The organism is Tenacibaculum piscium (assembly GCF_021390755.1).
Lineage (GTDB): Bacteria > Bacteroidota > Bacteroidia > Flavobacteriales > Flavobacteriaceae > Polaribacter > Polaribacter piscius.
Genome location: NZ_JAJGWR010000001.1, coordinates 80,826 through 99,276, shown reverse-complemented (window position 1 = coordinate 99,276; position 18,451 = coordinate 80,826). Strand labels below are relative to the sequence as shown.

The following is an 18,451-nucleotide window of genomic DNA, read 5'->3' as shown; positions in this document are numbered from 1 at the left end:
ATAACAACAAATAACAAAAAAGCTGTCTAATTTTTGGCGATATGCTTCAAATTATTAGACAGCCTTTTAAATGGGGGCAATTTAGTAAAATTTTTACTTAAATAAAAATTCTGGTATTTTTATTACGCTTGTTTAAACGCTTTTAATTTTTCTATTAATTGTGGTACTACTTCAAAAGCATCACCAACAATTCCATAATCTGCTGCTTTAAAGAAAGGTGCATCAGGATCAGTATTGATAACTACTTTTACTTTTGATGCGTTAATTCCTGCTAAATGCTGAATTGCTCCAGAAATACCAATCGCAATATATAAATTAGAGGCTACAGGTTTTCCTGTTTGTCCAACGTGTTCACTGTGAGGACGCCATCCTAAATCAGAAACTGGCTTAGAACAAGCGGTTGCTGCTCCTAAAACTGATGCTAATTCTTCAATCATTCCCCAGTTTTCAGGACCTTTTAATCCTCTACCTGCTGAAACTACAATATCAGCATCGGCAATAGTTACTGTTCCGCTAGCTTTGCTTATACTTTCTGATTTTACACCTAATTCAGGTAAAGAAGCTTCAAAACTTTCTACCGAACCACTTACTGGATTTTCGTGTGCTCCATAAGAATTTTTAGCAACGCCAATTACTTTTTTATCCGTAGAAATCTCCGTATTATTAAATCCTTTGTTCGAAAAAGCAATTCTTTTTACGACAAAAGGACTCGTGCTACTTGGCAAAGCAACAACATTTGAAGCATATCCTGCTTCTAAGGCTACCGCTACTAAAGGCGCTACGGTAAAACCGTCAATACTTGAATCGATAATTACGGTATCGGCATTTTTTGCTTGGGCAACTTGCGTTATTATTGATGCGTATGCTTTGGCATTGAATGATGCTACATCATTTTTTACCTCCACAACTTTTTGAGCTCCGTAGGTATATAATTCAGAAGCATCACCTGCGTTTATTGTTAAAACAACCAAATCGCTTGCTAATTGTTCGGCTACTTTTTTTCCGTATGAAACTACTTCAAAAGCAGTTTTTTTAAATTTCCCTTCCGATGAATCGGCAAAAACTAATACAGACATATTTTTATGTTTTTTAGATTATCACAAAAATAATTTTGCAACAATATGGTTTTAAATCTTGATTTTTAAAATGACTCTTTACTTCAAAAGATACTTAAATTGCCTTTGCTTCGTTGTGTAATAAATCAATTAAAGCATCTACAGTATCTACTAATTTTACAGCGCCTTTTGCTACTGGTTTTTCAAAGTTTTTGGTTGAAGTACTTGCTGTAACGCCTGTTGCTTCGACTACTGATAATGGTTTTTTACGCGCCATCATAATTCCACGCATATTAGGGATACGTAAATCTTTTTCTTCTACCATTCCTTTTTGACCTGCAATAACCATTGGCAAAACTGAAGATACTTTTTCTTCTCCACCATCAATTTCTCGTTCTAAAGTTACGTTTGTTCCATCAATTTCGACACCTACACAAGCGTTTACAAAGTTAAAATCTACTAAAGAAGCTAACATTCCTGGTACCATTTGCCCGTTATAATCAGCAGATTCTTTTCCTGCTAATACCAAATCATACCCACCATTTTTAACGACTTCAGCTAATTCTTTAGCCACCATAAAACCATCGGTAGGATTAATATTTATACGAATTGCATCATCAGCACCAATTGCTAATGCTTTACGTAAAGTTGGCTCTGTTGAAGCCTCTCCAACGTTTACAACCGTTACACTTGCGCCTTGTTTTTCTTTAAACCACATGGCACGAGTTAAACTAAATTCATCGTACGGATTTATAACATATTGAACGCCGTTTGTATCAAACTTTGTATCGTTATCAGTAAAGTTAATTTTCGAGGTAGTATCAGGTACATGGCTAATACAAACTAATATTTTCATATATCGTTGTTTTTAAGAAACTTAATTTTGAGCCCACAAGTTACGTTTTTTTTTTAAAATTTACTATGCGTGCATAATAAATTATCGTTTACCTTACATTTTAACAACAGTAGCCTATACTATAAGTGATGATTTGTTTATCTTAAAAACCTATTTCTTATCTGTATTTTTATTATTTTTGCTATCTTGATAAACAACAACGACTAATATAAGGTATGAAAACTATACAATTTAGAGAGGCTATTTGCGAGGCCATGAGTGAAGAAATGCGAAGAGATGAAAGCATTTACTTAATGGGCGAAGAAGTAGCTGAATATAACGGAGCTTACAAGGCTTCCAAAGGAATGTTAGATGAATTTGGAGCAAAAAGAGTTATTGATACTCCTATTGCCGAGTTAGGTTTTGGAGGTATTGCAGTTGGATCGGCAATGAATGGAAATCGCCCAATTGTTGAATACATGACTTTTAATTTCTCTTTAGTTGGTATTGATCAAATTATCAATAACGCAGCGAAGATTCGTCAAATGTCAGGTGGTCAATTTAATTGTCCGATTGTTTTTCGTGGACCAACAGGTGCTGCGGGTCAATTAGGAGCAACACATTCACAAGCTTTTGAAAACTGGTTTGCAAACACTCCTGGTTTAAAAGTAATTGTTCCTTCGAATCCTTACGATGCAAAAGGCTTATTAAAAGCAGCAATTCGTGATGATGATCCCGTAATTTTTATGGAATCAGAACAAATGTATGGCGATAAAATGGAAGTTCCTGAAGGAGAATATATCATTCCTATTGGAGTTGCTGACATTAAAAGAGCAGGTACCGATGTTACTGTTGTTTCTTTTGGAAAAATCATCAAAGAAGCTTACAAAGCTGCGGATGAATTAGCCAAAGAAGGTATTTCTATTGAAGTTATTGATTTACGTACCGTTCGTCCGATGGATCATAAAACGATTTTAGAATCGGTAAAGAAAACTAACAGATTAGTTATTTTAGAAGAAGCATGGCCTTTTGGAAGTGTCTCTTCAGAAATTACGTTTAGAATACAAGATGAAGCATTTGATTATTTAGATGCTCCTATCAAAAGAATTACAACGGCTGATACGCCAGCGCCATATTCACCTGTTTTATTAGCAGAATGGATGCCAAACGCAAACGATGTTATTAAAGCAGTAAAAGACGTATTATATATTAACAAATAATTGTTTGTAAATTAATTCAGATATTAAATTTTAAACATATATTTTTTTGATATATTTTAGTATTTTTTGAATAAAAATAAAAATCCTTTTGGCGACTGTCAAAAGGATTTTACAGTCATAAAAAGATGAAAAATAAGCTATTAATACTTCTATTACTCATTACCAACATCTTATACGCACAACTTACGCTAGAAGGAACAATTGTTGATGAATTTAACAATCCGATGCCTTTTGTTAGTGTTTATTTAAAAAATACGGTTCACGGAACAACGACCAATAATAATGGTGAATTTTATCTAAAGACAAAGGCAAAATCTGGGATCTTAGAAATTTCTTTTGTCGGATTTCAAACTCAAACTCTCCCCGTAAATCAGCAAACAAAAAACTTAAAGATTATCATCAAAGAAGACGCAAACGAACTTGATGAAATTATTATTGTTACCAAACCGAAAAAACGGTTAAAGAAAAAAGAAAATCCTGCCTATCGTATTTTAAAAGAAATCTGGAAACGAAAACGAAAAAATGGACTTGATTTAGTCGATTATTATCAATACAAAAAACACAGTACCACCGAAATTGGACTGAATAATTTAGATACCACTTTTTTAAAAAGAATCTTTAAATCGGAATATCAAGAAACCAAAAACAATGTCAAATACGACAGCGATGGCGTTAATTACTACATTCCTATTTATATCAAAGAACAAATTTCGAACGTTTATGCTGACAATAAAAACAAAACTCTTAGAGAAGATATTGAAGCCGAAAAAATAGAAGGATTAGGCGCAGAAGGCTTTGTTTTTAATCGAATTGCCAATACTTTTGAAGAAATTGACATCTTTAAAAACAACATTACCTTGTTAGAAAAATCATTTGTAAGTCCGTTATCTACGGATGGTTTTGCCACCTACGATTACGTTTTATACGATAGTATCGTTCAAAATAAGAAAAAATTATACAATATTTATTTCTTTCCTATTAGAGATGGCGATTTAGCTTTTCAAGGAAATTTTTGGGTTACCGATACCGCTTTTTCTATCAACAAAATAAAAATGAAAGTACATGAAAGCATCAACCTAAATTTTGTCAGAAGTTTATCTTTTGAAAAAGAATTTAAAGTAAAAAATGATAGCATTTATATTTCCACTAAAAACGGATACGAAGGTGATTTTACGGTCATCGATAAAAGTGATAAAAATAAAGGTTTAACGGTTAAAAAAAATACGATTTTCGATAAACATATATTAAATAAGCCGTTGGCGAAAAATTTTTATACGCAAAAACGCGTAAAAATAAAGCCAAATCAATATAAAAAAGAAGCACGTTATTGGGAAGAAAAACAAGATGATGATAAAAAATCAACCTATAAACTGATTCAAGAAGTTAAAGAAAAAAAGCAAATAAAAAATATTACAGGACTTATCAATATGCTCGCAAGTGGGTATGTTGATACAAAATATGGTATTCAATTCGGTTCGTTATGGAATGTTATTGGAAACAATCAAGTGGAAGGATATCGGGTTAAATTCGGCTTCAGAACCTATAAATCAAGAGAGGATAGGTTTCGTTTAAAAGCACATCTAGCCTACGGATTTAAAGATAAAAAAATAAAATATGGCGCAGAAGCACGCTATCTTTTATCGTACACACCAAGAATTTCCGTGGGTATGGCGTATCAAAAAGATATTGAACAATTAGGAAGCGTTTTATTAAATACTTCGCAACTTTTAGGAGGAAGCATCGGTACGGGTGGCTTACTTTCGAGAGGTGATAATTTCTTTTTATCTAAAGTTGAAAAAATAGCCACTAATTTTGATTATCAGCTACAAAAAAACCTGCATATCGGTATTAATTTTGCACATTCGCAAATACAATCGGCAGCGCCTGTTGATTTTTCAATCAATTATAGGGATGAAAATAACAACATACAATCTAAAATAACCGACGTAACCTCAAGCACTTATATTTCTTTCACTCCTGGAAGATATGTGTATGGACTTGGTGTTGAAAGAAGTTTTGGAGGAAGCATCTACCCTACTTTTTTAGTAAATTATCGCCGAGGATATAAAGATTTTTTCAACGGTTCGCATAATTATGATAAACTACAATTCAAATATAATCAGCCTGTATTATTGGGGAAATTTGGTATTTTTGATGCGACTTTTGAAGCTGGAAAAACATTCGGAACTGTGCCGATAGCCTTGTTAAATATAATTCCTGCCAATCAAACATTTACGTTGGTTGAAAACACGTTTGCCTTGCTAAATTACTACGATTTTGTAACGGATAAATATGTAGCATCGCATTTTGAGCACAATTTTAACGGTTTTATTTTAAATAGAATTCCGTTATTAAACAAATTAAAACTGCGAAGTTTGCTAACATTTAGAGCTGCTTACGGAACTATTTCTGATAAAAATATTGCGATTAATAAATCGAATATTAATTACAACGCTCCTAATAAAGTGTATTATGAATACGGCGTTGGATTGGATAATATTGGATACGGAAACTTACGTTTTTTACGAATTGATGCGATTTGGAGAAGTAATTATACGCCTCCAGCGGGTTCAATAATAGCGCCTACGCCGAAATTTTCAATACGTTTGGCGATAAAACCAAGTCTTTAATTAGCTTGTAAAATAGGTTTTAGAAATTGAATTAATAATAAGATAACGTTATTTTTTAATTAAAAATGACAATAAATTAGTATTTTTGCAATCCGATTTTAGATAACGAAGAAAAGAAATATATATATGACTTCAAAAGAGAAAAAGACAGTAGATGTCTTAATAGAAATTCCTAAAGGAAGCAGAAATAAATACGAATACGATTTTGATTTAGGAAAAATCCGTTTCGACAGAATGTTGTTTTCATCAATGATGTATCCTGGTGATTACGGTTTCATTCCAGAAACATTAGCCTTAGATAATGATCCGTTAGACGTATTAGTTTTAAGTGCAGAACCAACATTTCCAATGTGTGTTATGGAGGTAAAACCGATTGGAGTTTTCCACATGTCGGACGAAAAAGGACCAGATGAAAAGATTATTTGTGTACCTATTTCAGATCCTATTTGGAATAAATACAATGATTTATCGGACTTAAATCCTCATTTACAAGACGAAATTACGCATTTCTTTAAAGTTTATAAAGACTTAGAAAAGAAGGAAGTAATTATCGGAGCTTGGGGAAATGCTGATGAAGCGTACGAGATTTTAGATACGTGTATCAAGCGTTATGAAGATAGCGAGCACAAAGCAAAAGGAGATTTTAAGATATAAGAAATAAATTCTTACGTATCAGAATAAAAAAAACCATGTAGTTTACGCTAGATGGTTTTTTTTGGTTTTAAAATTATTTGAAGCTATTTCCCGCTTTCCGCACTCGCTTTTTTTGAAGAAAAATCAAAAAAGAGCTCAAACAATTGCTTCAATCGGGGCTAAGCCTATTTATGATATTTCGTTTTTATTTTCTAGAATTGTTTATTTTTATAGTATTTCTGAGAAAACAAAAAAGATAAAAAGAAAGAGATAAGAAAGAGTCAAAAAACCAATTATTTTTGCAAAATGACTAAAAGAACCCAATTTAATTTTGAAATAACAACACCAACAGTTTTTAAGGAACAATTATTTGCTTGGTCTGCACAATTTGATACGGCTATTTGGTTAGATTCCAACAATTATGAGCAACGTTATTCTTCTTTTGACGCTTGTTTGGCTGTCGAAGAATTTACGGCTATCAAAACAGATACTCACAATGCTTTTGAAAAATTAAAAGAATATCAATCGTACACGAAAGATTATCTTTTTGGATATATTTCTTATGATGTAAAAAATGATGTTGAAAACCTTACTTCTACTAATTTTGACGGTTTACATTTTCCTGATTTGTATTTTTTTCAACCTCAGAAATTAATTTTCATCAAAGGAAATACGGTTGAGTTTCATTATTTACAAATGATTGATGACGAAATTCAGCAAGATTTTGAACAAATAAAAAATAGCAATAGCCATAAAATAAGGGTTGCGAATACATCAGAAAAGTATCCGAAGAAAGAAAAAATAACCATAAAATCTCGCATTCAAAAAGAAGAATACCTACAAAAAGTAAGTACTATTTTAACGCATATTCATCGAGGTGATATTTATGAAGCTAATTTTTGTCAAGAATTTTATGCCGAAAACACAAGTATCAATCCGTATGAAATTTACAAGAATTTAAACGAAATATCAACACCACCTTTTGCTACTTTTTTTAAACATGAACATTTTTATCTGCTATCGGCAACGCCTGAAAGATATTTGAAAAAAGAAGGGCTTAAAATAATTTCGCAACCCATAAAAGGAACTGCAAAACGCTTAGAAAATAGTACAGAAGATGATAAAATTGCCTTCGATTTAGCTAGAGATGAAAAAGAACGTGCCGAAAATATTATGATTGTCGATTTGGTACGCAATGATTTATCGAAAACAGCCAAAAAAGGAAGCGTTCAAGTGGAAGAACTTTGTAAAATATATCCTTTTAAACAAGTGCATCAAATGATTTCAACAGTAGTATCCGAAGTTGAAAAAAATACGCATATCATTGATATTCTAAAAGATACTTTTCCAATGGGAAGCATGACAGGTGCGCCAAAAGTATCGGCAATGAAAATTATTGAACAACAAGAAAAAACCAAGCGTGGTTTATATTCTGGAACAGTTGGTTATTTTACACCTGATGAAGATTTCGACTTTAATGTTATTATCCGAAGTATTTTATACAATTCAGACAGCAAATATGTGTCTTTTTCGGTGGGTGGTGCAATTACCGCAAAATCTGTTCCTGAAAAAGAATATGAAGAATGTTTGCTAAAAGCAAAGGCAATGAAATATGTGTTACTTCATTCAAAATAGTTACCTATACTTCAATAAATAAGAAGAAAACCCTTACATAAACGCACCTAAAACAATAGAATTAATGATTATTGACCAAGAAGAAAAATTTAAAGCAGTACTTCCAACTATAGAAGGAAACGTGAATGAACAAAGTTTTTTTAATGCTTTTTTAGACTTATATCCTGAGGCTTGGAAACAACATAAAATTACTTTTTCTAAGTTTAAGAGAAGTAAACAATTTGGAAAAACAATACCTTTACCAAAACCTGAAGTTTCTTTACGTAAAGATATCAGACAGTGGTTGCAAAAACAATAAAATAATCAAAAATGACGCATCAAGAATTTAATTTCGATTTTTATGATACTAATTTTTACGGGCAGTTTTGGAAACCCGAAAATGAAAAATCTATAAAAGCCGTCGTGATAATTGTTCATGGAATGGGAGAACATTCGGGGCGTTATCAAGATGTTGCCCAAAAATTAACCGATGCCAATTTTGGTGTGATTTCTTTTGATCATTTTGGACACGGAAAAACTACGGGAAAAAGAGGACACAATCCTGGTTTTGATGTCGTTCTGGAAAGTATTTCGAAAGTAATCGAAAAAGCATCTGAAGTTTTTGGCGATAAACCACAGTTTTTATACGGACATTCGATGGGTGGAAATGCCGTTGTAAATTATGCGCTTCGAAAAAAAAATCTTCCAAAAAATATTCTGAAAAATAAAAATTTAATAGGCGTTGTTGCGACAAGCCCAATGCTGAAATTAGCCTTTACTCCGCCCGCTTGGAAACTTACATTAGGACGTATTTTACAGAAAATCGCCCCGTCTTTAACGCTAAGTAATGAGCTAAATCCAGCGGATATGTCTCGAGATATATTCGAAGTTCAAAAATATTTGGATGACCCTTTAGTTCACAATAAAATCAGCCCAAATTTTTCGTTGTCATTTATTGATTCAGGAAAATGGGCGATTGAAAATGCAAAATCCTTAGAAATTCCAATGCTCGTTGTACACGGAACTGCCGATAAAATTATCGATTATAAAGGTTCAGAAGCTTTTGCAAATGCTACCAATAACGCCACTTTAAAACTTTATAAAGGCGGATATCACGAATTACAACACGATTTATGCAAAAACCAAATGCTACAAGATGTCGTTTATTGGCTAGAAAATCAACTGAAAAATCAACTAAAAATTAAAAAAGCTTCGAAATAAAAATGCTACAAGAATTAGCAAAACATATTAACACTGATTTTCCTTTTTTAAAAGATAAAAAACTTTTAATCGCTATTTCTGGCGGTTTAGATAGCGTGGTTTTAACCCATTTATTAGCACAATTAAAATACGATATTTCACTAGCACATTGCAATTTTCAATTGAGAAATGAAGCAAGTAATTTAGATGAAGTTTTTGTTGAAAATTTAGGTAAAAAATTAAAAACCCCAGTGTTTTCAATTCAATTTGATACGCTTGAATATGCTAAAAAACAACAATTATCAACCCAATTATCCGCACGGAAATTACGCTACGATTGGTTCGAAAAATTAAGTGAAAATCATGCGTTTGATTATGTTTTAACAGCACATCATGCCGATGATAATTTAGAAACTTTTTTAATCAATTTAACAAGAGGAACAGGCTTGGACGGTTTAACAGGAATCCCTGCGGTAAACGGAAATATCGTGCGTCCATTATTGAAATTTTCAAGAGCCGAAATTCAAAAATATGCCCTAGAAAATAATATAAAATGGCGAGAAGATGCCAGCAATGCCGAAACAAAATACGTGCGAAATAAAATAAGACATCAAATTATACCCGTTCTCAAAGAGCTAAACCCAAGCTTGTTAAAAACGCATCAAAAAACAACCGATTTCTTACAACAATCACAAGAAATTGTTACTGATAAAATACAAGAAATAACCGCTGAAATTATCACTAAAGAAACAAAGCACGGAAATGATTTTATCAAAATTAATATCGCAAAATTAGTAAAACTATCCAACCCAAAAATATATTTATATCAACTTCTAAAAAATTATAAATTTACCGCTTGGAACGATGTTTATAACTTGATGTATGCACAATCAGGTAAAAAAATAATAACAAAAACACATACACTACTAAAAAACAGAAACTTTTTAATACTTTCATCAACAAATAAAACAGAAAACACTACTAATCAAAATATTAGCATCAACAAAAACATCAGAAAAATTACAAATCCAATCCAATTAGTATTTGAAAATATTTCTGAAAAAATAATTAGTACCGAAAATAGTATTATAGTTGCTGAAAATTTATTAAATTACCCCCTTTACATTAGAACTTGGAAAACTGGTGATTACTTTTATCCAAAAGGAATGACTGGCAAAAAAAAAGTTAGTAAATATTTTAAAGATGAAAAATTATCTGTTTTTGATAAAAATAATACCTGGTTGCTCTGTACAGCTGATAATCAGATTATTTGGATTATTGGGAAACGACAAGACAGACGCTTTTTATCCAATGAAAAAACAACCAAATTAGTAAGAATAACAAATTAAGAATAACCCTTTAAATAAAAACAACCCCTTATAAACTAACTCGAATGAAAAAATTATGTACGCTATTTTTATTATTCTTAGGTTTAACGGTCTTTTCCCAATCCGATGACAATCCAATTGTTATAACACCTACCGTTGAAAAAGTTTCGGAGACAGAATATGACTTGATTTTTGATATTGAAATCGCAGAAGACTGGCACTTATACTCACAATATAATCCTGAAGATGCCTCTTTACCAATGACTATTTCACCTGCCGAAGGACAAAGTGGATACGTTGTAAAAGGAAAAGCAATAGAAGGAGAAACTGAAACAGAATTTAGTGAAATTTGGGGAAAAGAAGAAATTTTCTTTGTCGATCAGGGGAAATTAGTTCAAAGAATTAATGTTTCCGACAGCACTTTAACACAAGTAACGCTGAATTTAGACGCGCAAGTTTGTAAAGAATATTGTTTACCTTTTGATGAAGATTTTACATTTTCGTTAACTGGTCAAAAAGTTTTACAAACCGTGACAGAAGTTGATGATAAAAGTAAAGCAATGTCGCAATCTTTAAACTTAAATTTAAAGAACACTGCTTTATTAAAAAGTACATCAAAAAAATCTAGCGAAAATGGAAAAGAAGGTGAAGAAGCTAGCTTATTTAATATATTTTTACTAGGATTTGTTGGTGGTTTATTAGCTTTCTTAACACCTTGTGTATTTCCAATGGTACCTTTAACTGTATCATTTTTCACAAAACATACCGAGAAAAGAGGAAAAGGAATTGGAAGTGCTATCTTATATGGTTCTTTTATCATCTTAATTTATGGTTTATTAAGTTTGCCTTTTCACTATTTAGATACCTTAGATCCAGAGATTTTAAATAGTATTTCAACCAATATGTGGTTGAACTTATTTTTCTTTACCATATTAGTATTTTTCGCAGGTTCTTTCTTTGGATTTTACGAATTAACATTACCTAGCTCTTGGAGTAATAAAGCGGATAGCGCCTCAAATATTGGAGGTATTATTGGTATTTTCTTTATGGCTTTAACCTTAGCAATTGTATCTTTTTCATGTACAGGTCCTATTTTAGGTTCTTTATTAGCGGGGTCTTTAGGAACTAACGGTGGCGCTATGCAATTATCGGCAGGGATGATTGGTTTCGGACTTGCTCTAGCGATGCCTTTTGCTTTATTTGCCATGTTCCCAGGTTGGTTAACTTCTTTACCAAAATCGGGTGGTTGGTTAAATACCGTTAAAGTTGTTTTAGGATTCCTAGAATTAGCATTCGCTTTTAAATTCTTATCAAATGCCGATTTAGTAGGACATTGGAATTTCTTCAAAAGAGAAATTTTTATCGGAATATGGGCGATAATTGCTTTACTAATGTCACTCTATCTACTAGGGCTTATGGGGAAAAAATATGGTAAAATATCTTTTTTCAGACTTTTATTAGGAGGAAGTTGTTTAGCCTTATCAATATATTTAGCACCTGGTGTTTTAAAAAATCCTACATGGAATCAGAATAAATTATTAAGTGGTTTTGCGCCACCTAAATTCCATAGTATTTATGTAAAAGATAACAAATGTCCGTTAGGATTAAATTGTTTTAAAGATTTTGAAGAAGGAATTGCCTACGCAAAATCGGTGAACAAACCCGTTTTATTAGATTTTACAGGTTGGGCATGTGTAAACTGTCGTAAAATGGAAGAAAATATTTGGGTAAAACCAGAAATTTATTCATTAATAAATGATGATTATGTCTTAATTTCATTATATGTTGATGATCATGAAAGACATTTACCTAAAGAAGAACAATTCGATTTTATCAAACCAAACGGTAAAGTAAAAAGAATTAGAACCTATGGTGATAAATGGGCAACCCTACAAGTTGCAAACTTTAAAACAGCTTCGCAACCATTTTATGTATTAATGAGTCCTGAATTAGAATTATTAAATTCACCACAACAATATAGCAGTCATTCTGAATATTATGACTGGTTGAAAACAGGATTGGATAATTTCAATAAAAAATAATCATAAAAATTATTGAAAATTATCGAATAACAAAAAAAGCCTCTTTATAAATATATTTATAAAGAGGCTTTTTTTATGTTTTTTTCATGAATTTTCTTGAATAAAAAATAAAAAAATATGCTTACAAAAACGTATGGATCGGCTGTTTTTGGTATTGAAGCCACCACAATTACTGTAGAAGTAAATATTGATAAAGGAATCGGATATCATTTGGTTGGTTTACCCGATAATGCAGTTCGAGAAAGTTCGTATCGAATTTCGGCTGCCTTAAACAACAACGGATTTAAACTTCCTGGGAAAAAAATAATTATCAATATGGCTCCTGCCGATATTCGAAAAGAAGGTGCTGTGTATGATTTAACCTTAGCCGTTGGAATTCTTGCTGCCTCCAATCAAATTGACGCTAAAAATATTGACGACTATATTATTATGGGCGAGCTATCTTTAGATGGAAGCGTACATCCTATTAAAGGAGCGTTACTTATCGCCATAAAAGCCCGTGAGGAAGGTTTTAAAAATTTCATATTACCAATTGCAAATGCAAAAGAAGCCGCTATTGTTAACGATATAAATATATTAGGTGTTGAAAATCTTTCACAAGTACTTCAGCATTTGGAAGGCACAAAATTAATTGAGCCAACCATTGTTGATACCCGAGCTGAATTTTATAAACACATCGATTTTCCTGAATTTGATTTCTCTGATGTAAAAGGTCAAGAAAGTATCAAACGCTGTATGGAAATTGCCGCAGCTGGCGGACATAATATTATTTTAATCGGTCCTCCTGGAGCAGGGAAAACAATGTTAGCCAAAAGATTGCCCTCAATATTACCACCGATGACACTACAAGAAGCCTTAGAAACGACCAAAATACACTCGGTTGTCGGAAAAGTGAAAAATACAGGATTGCAATATTCTCGCCCTTTTAGAGCACCACACCATAGTTGTTCGGATATCGCTTTAATTGGCGGCGGAAATAACCTGCCACAACCTGGTGAAATTTCATTAGCTCATAATGGCGTACTTTTTTTAGATGAATTACCAGAATTTAAACGCGGTGTTTTAGAAGTGATGAGACAACCTCTCGAAGATAGAGAAGTTACCATTTCAAGAGCAAAATTTACCGTAAATTATCCTAGTAGTTTTATGTTAGTGGCAAGTATGAATCCTAGTCCATCTGGTTTTTTTAATGATCCTGATTCACCAATGACCTCATCTCCTGCCGAAATGCAACGCTATTTAAGTAAAGTTTCAGGACCTTTATTAGATAGAATCGATATTCATATTGAAGTAACTCCCGTTCCTTTTGATAAATTATCCGAAGAAAGAAAAGGAGAATCAAGTGTCGAAATTAGAAAACGAGTAACAAAAGCACGTGAAATTCAAACAACTCGATTTAATAACTCTGAAACCGTTCATTATAACGCACAAATGAACGTGAAACAACAACGTACATACTGTAAACTCTCAGAACAAAGCAATCAATTACTCAAAATTGCCATGGAGAAATTAAACCTATCCGCAAGAGCATACGACAGAATCTTAAAAGTAGCAAGAACTATCGCCGATTTAGCATCCGAAGAAAATATAAATTCCGATCACTTAACAGAAGCAATACAATATCGAAGCTTAGACCGTGAAGGTTGGCTTGGCTAAAAAAAAATTAGTAATTTAGTAAATTCTTTTAAAATCAATTAAATTACCAAAAAATAATCAAAATGAAAAAAATAATCTATTTAATGGCAATTGCCATCACCATGATTTCTTGTAAAAAAGAACCTAATAATTTTGTTACTTTTTCAGGAAAAATAAACAATAAAAATGCCGAATCTGTTGTAATTTCGAATCCACAATTAGAATTTGAAAAAATCATTAAACTTGACGAAAATGGCGCTTTTAAAGATACATTAAACGTAAAAAGTGATTTTTATCGACTTTCTAACGGACAAAAAGCAACAACCTTATATTTAAAAAATGGCGATGATATCACCCTAAATATTGATGCCAAAGATTTTAAAAATACCGCCAAATTTGCAGGAAAAGGTGCTAATGAAAATAATTTCTTAGCAAAAGTAATCCTATTACAAGAAGATTTTTTTAAAGATAAAGATTTATATAACTTATCTAAAGATAAATTTGACGCCAAAGTAAACAGCTTTGTGGATGATTTTAATACTAATATGAAAAATACGACATTAGATTCTGCATTTGTTGCTTTTCAAGAAAAAAATATCACAGGATTAACAAATTATTTAAACAAAACCTATGCTGATAAATCATATTCAGCAACGAAATTAATAAAAGGAGCAGTATCTCCTAAATTTGTTAATTATGAAAATTATAAAGGCGGAACCACTTCTTTAGATGACCTAAAAGGAAAATATGTATATATTGATATGTGGGCAACTTGGTGCAATCCATGTAAACAAGAAATCCCTTTTTTACAGAAAGTTGAAAAAAAATATCATGGTAAAAAAATTGAATTTGTAAGTATTTCTGTTGATAGTGAAAGAGATTATGAAAAATGGAAAGAAATGGTTGCCGATAAAAACCTATCTGGAGTTCAATTGTATTCTAAAAGAGATCAAACTTTTTCTGGAGCGTATAAAGTAAATAGTATTCCTCGTTTTATTTTAATTGATCCGCAAGGAAATATCGTAGATGCGAATGCACCTAGACCTTCTAGTCCTAAATTAATTGAATTATTTGAGTCTTTGAATATTTAATTCGAAACTGAAAATTTCATCTAAAAAAAATCCTGTAACTAAGTTGCAGGATTTTTTGCATTAAATTTTATAAAATAAATCATTCTTCTTTAGATTGATTAAAAATAAGTATCTTTGTAGGGTGAATTGTACCGTTAAACATACCTCCTCTCAAATTTTAGTATCTAAAGCTAGAAATAGCTATCGGTTAAACTTGGGCTATAAAGTAATTGATTTTACTTTTTGTCAACTATTAGCCTTTCGAAAAAAAATACTAGACAATTCTTCTTGCCTAGCACTAGAGAATATCATAGCAACAGATAATTTTATACTAATTTTTGTTGCAGATAATAACCATGTATTATTACTTGATATTCCTCAAATATTAGCACTAAAAGAAGCTTTATTAACTACTTTTAAATAATTCTTTTCCCTAGGAACACCTTTACTAAGATTACTTTTAAATTACATCCTCAATGCTTTTGAAGCGCTTTATTGAGTATCTTTATAGTACCTAATAAATAAAAAAAACCACTATGGAAATTTCAGTAAGAAGAGATATAATTTTAAATCTAGAAGTTGTCGATTTACTAAATAATCAAGTAATGATGGAGCAACAAGCTTCTTCAAAATATTTAGCTATGGCATCATGGTGCGATCAAAGAGAACTTAGAAATAGTGCTACTTATTTTTACAATCAGGCAGAAGAAGAAAGAACTCATATGATGAAAATATTTAAGTTTATTAATGATAACGGAGGAAACGCACAGTCTCCTAGGGTATCAGAAATTACACATGAATATGAAAGTTTACGTGCTGTTTTTGAAGCTTCTTTAGATGCAGAAATTGAAGTAACCAAAGCGATTCATCACACATTTAAAACCGCTAGAAAAGTTAGTGATTTTACTTCAGAAATATTTTTACAATGGTTTATCACCGAACAAGCTGAAGAAGAAGAAAAAGTAAGAGATATTTTAGACATGATTAGTTTAATGGGAGATATGCCTTTAAAAATGATTGACGAGCGTATTCCTACTGCTTAAAAGTAATATCAGAAAAACATATTACATAAAAAAAAGGTTCATATTTTCATACGAACCTTTTTTATTTTTAAACTATTAAATACTATTTATTAGTATCTGTAATGCTCTGGCTTAAATGGACCTTGAACAGTTACACCAATATAAGATGCTTGGTCTTCACGTAATTCAGTAAGCTCTACGCCTATTTTAGCTAAGTGTAAGTTTGCTACTTTTTCATCTAAATGCTTTGGTAACATATAAACTTCATTTTGGTAAGCATCTCTGTTTGTCCAAAGTTCGATTTGTGCTAACGTTTGGTTTGTAAATGAATTACTCATTACAAAACTTGGGTGACCTGTTGCACATCCTAAATTTACTAAACGTCCTTCTGCTAAAACAATAATATCGTTTCCTGCAATGTTGTATTTATCAACCTGAGGTTTGATAGTATCTTTAGTATTTCCATGGTTTTTGTTTAACCAAGCCATGTCAATTTCGTTATCGAAGTGACCAATATTACAAACAATAACCTTGTCTTTCATAGCCTCAAAATGACGCCCTTGAATAATATCTTTGTTTCCAGTAGTTGTAATAATAATATCAGAATTACCAACAACAGTTTCTAAACGCTTTACTTCAAAACCGTCCATCGCTGCTTGTAACGCACAAATAGGGTCGATTTCAGTAACCGTAACGATAGAACCTGCACCTTTAAAAGAAGCAGCTGTACCTTTACCTACATCACCATAACCACAAACAGTTACACGTTTCCCTGCTAACATAATATCGGTTGCACGACGAATTGCATCAACTGCAGATTCTTTACATCCGTATTTGTTATCAAATTTAGATTTTGTTACAGAATCGTTTACGTTAATTGCTGGCATTGGTAAAGTTCCTGCTTTTACTCTATCGTATAAACGGTGAACTCCTGTAGTAGTTTCTTCAGATAATCCGTTAATTCCAGCAGCTAATTCTGGGTAACGATCTAAAACCATGTTTGTTAAATCTCCACCATCATCTAAAATTAAATTTAATGGTTTTTTATCTTCTCCAAAAAATAAAGTTTGCTCAATACACCAGTCAAATTCTTCTTCGGTCATATCTTTCCAAGCATACACAGGTGTTCCTGTTGCAGCAATTGCAGCAGCAGCCTGATCTTGTGTAGAGAAAATATTACAAGAACTCCAAGTAACCTCAGCACCTAACGCTTGTAAAGTTTCAATTAAAACCGCAGTTTGAATAGTCATGTGTAAACATCCTGCAATTCTTGCACCTTTTAATGGTTGTTCGTTTTTATATTCTTCACGTAAACTCATTAATCCTGGCATTTCAGCTTCTGCCAATCTAATTTCTTTTCTTCCCCAATCAGCTAAAGAAATATCTTTCACTTTAAAAGGGACGTATGTAGCGGTTTTTTTGCTCATATTTATGTATATTTATGTGTCTAAATTTTTATACTGCAAAATTACGAAATAACTTTCTAAAATATGCCTGTTCACAAAACAATAACAGTAAACCAAAACACTAACGTATTGATTTGGAAGATTGAAGAATCTTTTGAAGAATTATCGGAAAATATTACACTTAACCAACGAAGTATTGATAGGCTTAACAGCATGAAATCGGACTTGCATCGTAGGGGGTTTTTAAGCGTTCGTCAGTTATTAAAACAAGCAGGATATACGGATGACGATTTAATATATGATGAATTTGGAAAGCCACATTTAAACGATGGAAAATTTATTTCAATCACACATTCCTTTACTTTTTCGGGGATTATTATTTCTGATGATAAGCCTGTTGGAATTGATATTGAAAAACAGCGGGATAAAATTGTAAAAATTGCCCATAAATTTACGCCTATTGAAGCCTATAAATCTATAGCAAATCATGATGCTTTGGTTAGTAAATTAACCGTTGTTTGGGGTGCGAAAGAAAGTTTATATAAAATTTACGGAAAGAAGAAATTACACTTTTTAAAAAATATTTATATTGATGATTTCTCTTTTGAAACCAATAAAAGTTTAGGAAGAATTTTATACGAAGGAATTACTGATGAATATAGAATCCACTTTTTAGAAACCGAAGGCTTTACTTGTGTGTATGCTATTTAAAGTATCTTTGTTGTTTTAAATTTTTATTATAAAATATATCAAAAACACAT

General features: G+C 31.8%; 15 protein-coding genes. 12 read left to right on the top strand and 3 right to left on the bottom strand.

The features are described from left to right. Window positions 1-122 precede the first annotated feature (122 nt). Both L0U72_RS00445 and L0U72_RS00440 read right to left on the bottom strand, forming a co-directional pair. The gene (locus tag L0U72_RS00445) at window positions 123-1,076 is read right to left on the bottom strand and encodes an electron transfer flavoprotein subunit alpha/FixB family protein (protein WP_233885328.1); all 954 of its coding nucleotides are present in this window, start codon (window positions 1,074-1,076) and stop codon (window positions 123-125) included. Between the two features lie 94 nt (window positions 1,077-1,170). Next, window positions 1,171-1,911: an electron transfer flavoprotein subunit beta/FixA family protein gene (locus L0U72_RS00440; RefSeq protein ID WP_193706261.1), complete on the bottom strand. Its 741-nt coding sequence runs from the start codon at window positions 1,909-1,911 to the stop codon at window positions 1,171-1,173. A gap of 215 nt (window positions 1,912-2,126) precedes the next feature. Here L0U72_RS00440 and L0U72_RS00435 point away from each other — a divergent pair, with 215 nt between their 5' ends. From L0U72_RS00435 to L0U72_RS00385, 11 genes are all read left to right on the top strand, one after another. Continuing rightward, window positions 2,127-3,110 (top strand): pyruvate dehydrogenase complex E1 component subunit beta, encoded by a 984-nt coding sequence (locus L0U72_RS00435; protein ID WP_101918136.1) that lies wholly within the window; start codon window positions 2,127-2,129, stop codon window positions 3,108-3,110. Window positions 3,111-3,235: 125 nt separating this feature from the next. Next, on the top strand, window positions 3,236-5,740 hold the full coding sequence (locus L0U72_RS00430) for a DUF5686 family protein (protein ID WP_233898113.1): 2,505 nt from the start codon (window positions 3,236-3,238) through the stop codon (window positions 5,738-5,740). A gap of 126 nt (window positions 5,741-5,866) precedes the next feature. Continuing rightward, complete coding sequence (locus tag L0U72_RS00425) at window positions 5,867-6,394, top strand: inorganic diphosphatase (RefSeq protein ID WP_233898112.1); 528 nt, start codon at window positions 5,867-5,869, stop codon at window positions 6,392-6,394. 285 nt (window positions 6,395-6,679) lie between these two features. Next, the gene (locus L0U72_RS00420; RefSeq protein WP_233898111.1) at window positions 6,680-8,008 is read left to right on the top strand and encodes an anthranilate synthase component I family protein; all 1,329 of its coding nucleotides are present in this window, start codon (window positions 6,680-6,682) and stop codon (window positions 8,006-8,008) included. A 64-nt stretch (window positions 8,009-8,072) separates the two neighbouring features. Continuing rightward, on the top strand, window positions 8,073-8,306 hold the full coding sequence (locus tag L0U72_RS00415) for a hypothetical protein (RefSeq protein WP_058885970.1): 234 nt from the start codon (window positions 8,073-8,075) through the stop codon (window positions 8,304-8,306). Window positions 8,307-8,317: 11 nt separating this feature from the next. Next, the gene (locus tag L0U72_RS00410) at window positions 8,318-9,208 is read left to right on the top strand and encodes an alpha/beta hydrolase (RefSeq protein WP_233898110.1); all 891 of its coding nucleotides are present in this window, start codon (window positions 8,318-8,320) and stop codon (window positions 9,206-9,208) included. A gap of 2 nt (window positions 9,209-9,210) precedes the next feature. Continuing rightward, window positions 9,211-10,536, top strand: coding sequence for a tRNA lysidine(34) synthetase TilS (tilS, locus tag L0U72_RS00405; protein ID WP_233898109.1), 1,326 nt, complete (start codon window positions 9,211-9,213; stop codon window positions 10,534-10,536). 44 nt (window positions 10,537-10,580) lie between these two features. Next, window positions 10,581-12,557, top strand: a complete 1,977-nt coding sequence (locus L0U72_RS00400) for a protein-disulfide reductase DsbD family protein (RefSeq protein WP_233898108.1) — start codon at window positions 10,581-10,583, stop codon at window positions 12,555-12,557. A gap of 117 nt (window positions 12,558-12,674) precedes the next feature. After that, the gene (locus tag L0U72_RS00395; RefSeq protein ID WP_101918145.1) at window positions 12,675-14,213 is read left to right on the top strand and encodes a YifB family Mg chelatase-like AAA ATPase; all 1,539 of its coding nucleotides are present in this window, start codon (window positions 12,675-12,677) and stop codon (window positions 14,211-14,213) included. Window positions 14,214-14,275: 62 nt separating this feature from the next. Then, window positions 14,276-15,283: a TlpA family protein disulfide reductase gene (locus tag L0U72_RS00390; protein WP_233898107.1), complete on the top strand. Its 1,008-nt coding sequence runs from the start codon at window positions 14,276-14,278 to the stop codon at window positions 15,281-15,283. 515 nt (window positions 15,284-15,798) lie between these two features. Beyond that, window positions 15,799-16,305 carry a ferritin gene (locus L0U72_RS00385; protein ID WP_233885364.1) on the top strand — a complete coding sequence of 169 codons (507 nt, stop codon included), beginning with the start codon at window positions 15,799-15,801 and terminating at the stop codon, window positions 16,303-16,305. Between the two features lie 89 nt (window positions 16,306-16,394). Here the strand turns inward: L0U72_RS00385 and ahcY are convergent, their stop codons facing one another. Further along, window positions 16,395-17,711, bottom strand: coding sequence for an adenosylhomocysteinase (ahcY, locus tag L0U72_RS00380; protein WP_233898106.1), 1,317 nt, complete (start codon window positions 17,709-17,711; stop codon window positions 16,395-16,397). Window positions 17,712-17,774: 63 nt separating this feature from the next. On the opposite strand from ahcY, the gene L0U72_RS00375 reads away from it, so the two are divergent. Beyond that, window positions 17,775-18,401, top strand: coding sequence for a 4'-phosphopantetheinyl transferase family protein (locus L0U72_RS00375; protein ID WP_233896809.1), 627 nt, complete (start codon window positions 17,775-17,777; stop codon window positions 18,399-18,401). The last annotated feature ends 50 nt before the right edge of the window (window positions 18,402-18,451 follow it).

Coding starts and splice junctions, on each gene's coding strand:
- L0U72_RS00445 (WP_233885328.1), bottom strand. CDS start 1,076: ATGTCTGTATTAGTTTTTGCCGATTCATCGGAAGGGAAATTTAAAAAA.
- L0U72_RS00440 (WP_193706261.1), bottom strand. CDS start 1,911: ATGAAAATATTAGTTTGTATTAGCCATGTACCTGATACTACCTCGAAA.
- L0U72_RS00435 (WP_101918136.1), top strand. CDS start 2,127: ATGAAAACTATACAATTTAGAGAGGCTATTTGCGAGGCCATGAGTGAA.
- L0U72_RS00430 (WP_233898113.1), top strand. CDS start 3,236: ATGAAAAATAAGCTATTAATACTTCTATTACTCATTACCAACATCTTA.
- L0U72_RS00425 (WP_233898112.1), top strand. CDS start 5,867: ATGACTTCAAAAGAGAAAAAGACAGTAGATGTCTTAATAGAAATTCCT.
- L0U72_RS00420 (WP_233898111.1), top strand. CDS start 6,680: ATGACTAAAAGAACCCAATTTAATTTTGAAATAACAACACCAACAGTT.
- L0U72_RS00415 (WP_058885970.1), top strand. CDS start 8,073: ATGATTATTGACCAAGAAGAAAAATTTAAAGCAGTACTTCCAACTATA.
- L0U72_RS00410 (WP_233898110.1), top strand. CDS start 8,318: ATGACGCATCAAGAATTTAATTTCGATTTTTATGATACTAATTTTTAC.
- tilS (WP_233898109.1), top strand. CDS start 9,211: ATGCTACAAGAATTAGCAAAACATATTAACACTGATTTTCCTTTTTTA.
- L0U72_RS00400 (WP_233898108.1), top strand. CDS start 10,581: ATGAAAAAATTATGTACGCTATTTTTATTATTCTTAGGTTTAACGGTC.
- L0U72_RS00395 (WP_101918145.1), top strand. CDS start 12,675: ATGCTTACAAAAACGTATGGATCGGCTGTTTTTGGTATTGAAGCCACC.
- L0U72_RS00390 (WP_233898107.1), top strand. CDS start 14,276: ATGAAAAAAATAATCTATTTAATGGCAATTGCCATCACCATGATTTCT.
- L0U72_RS00385 (WP_233885364.1), top strand. CDS start 15,799: ATGGAAATTTCAGTAAGAAGAGATATAATTTTAAATCTAGAAGTTGTC.
- ahcY (WP_233898106.1), bottom strand. CDS start 17,711: ATGAGCAAAAAAACCGCTACATACGTCCCTTTTAAAGTGAAAGATATT.
- L0U72_RS00375 (WP_233896809.1), top strand. CDS start 17,775: ATGCCTGTTCACAAAACAATAACAGTAAACCAAAACACTAACGTATTG.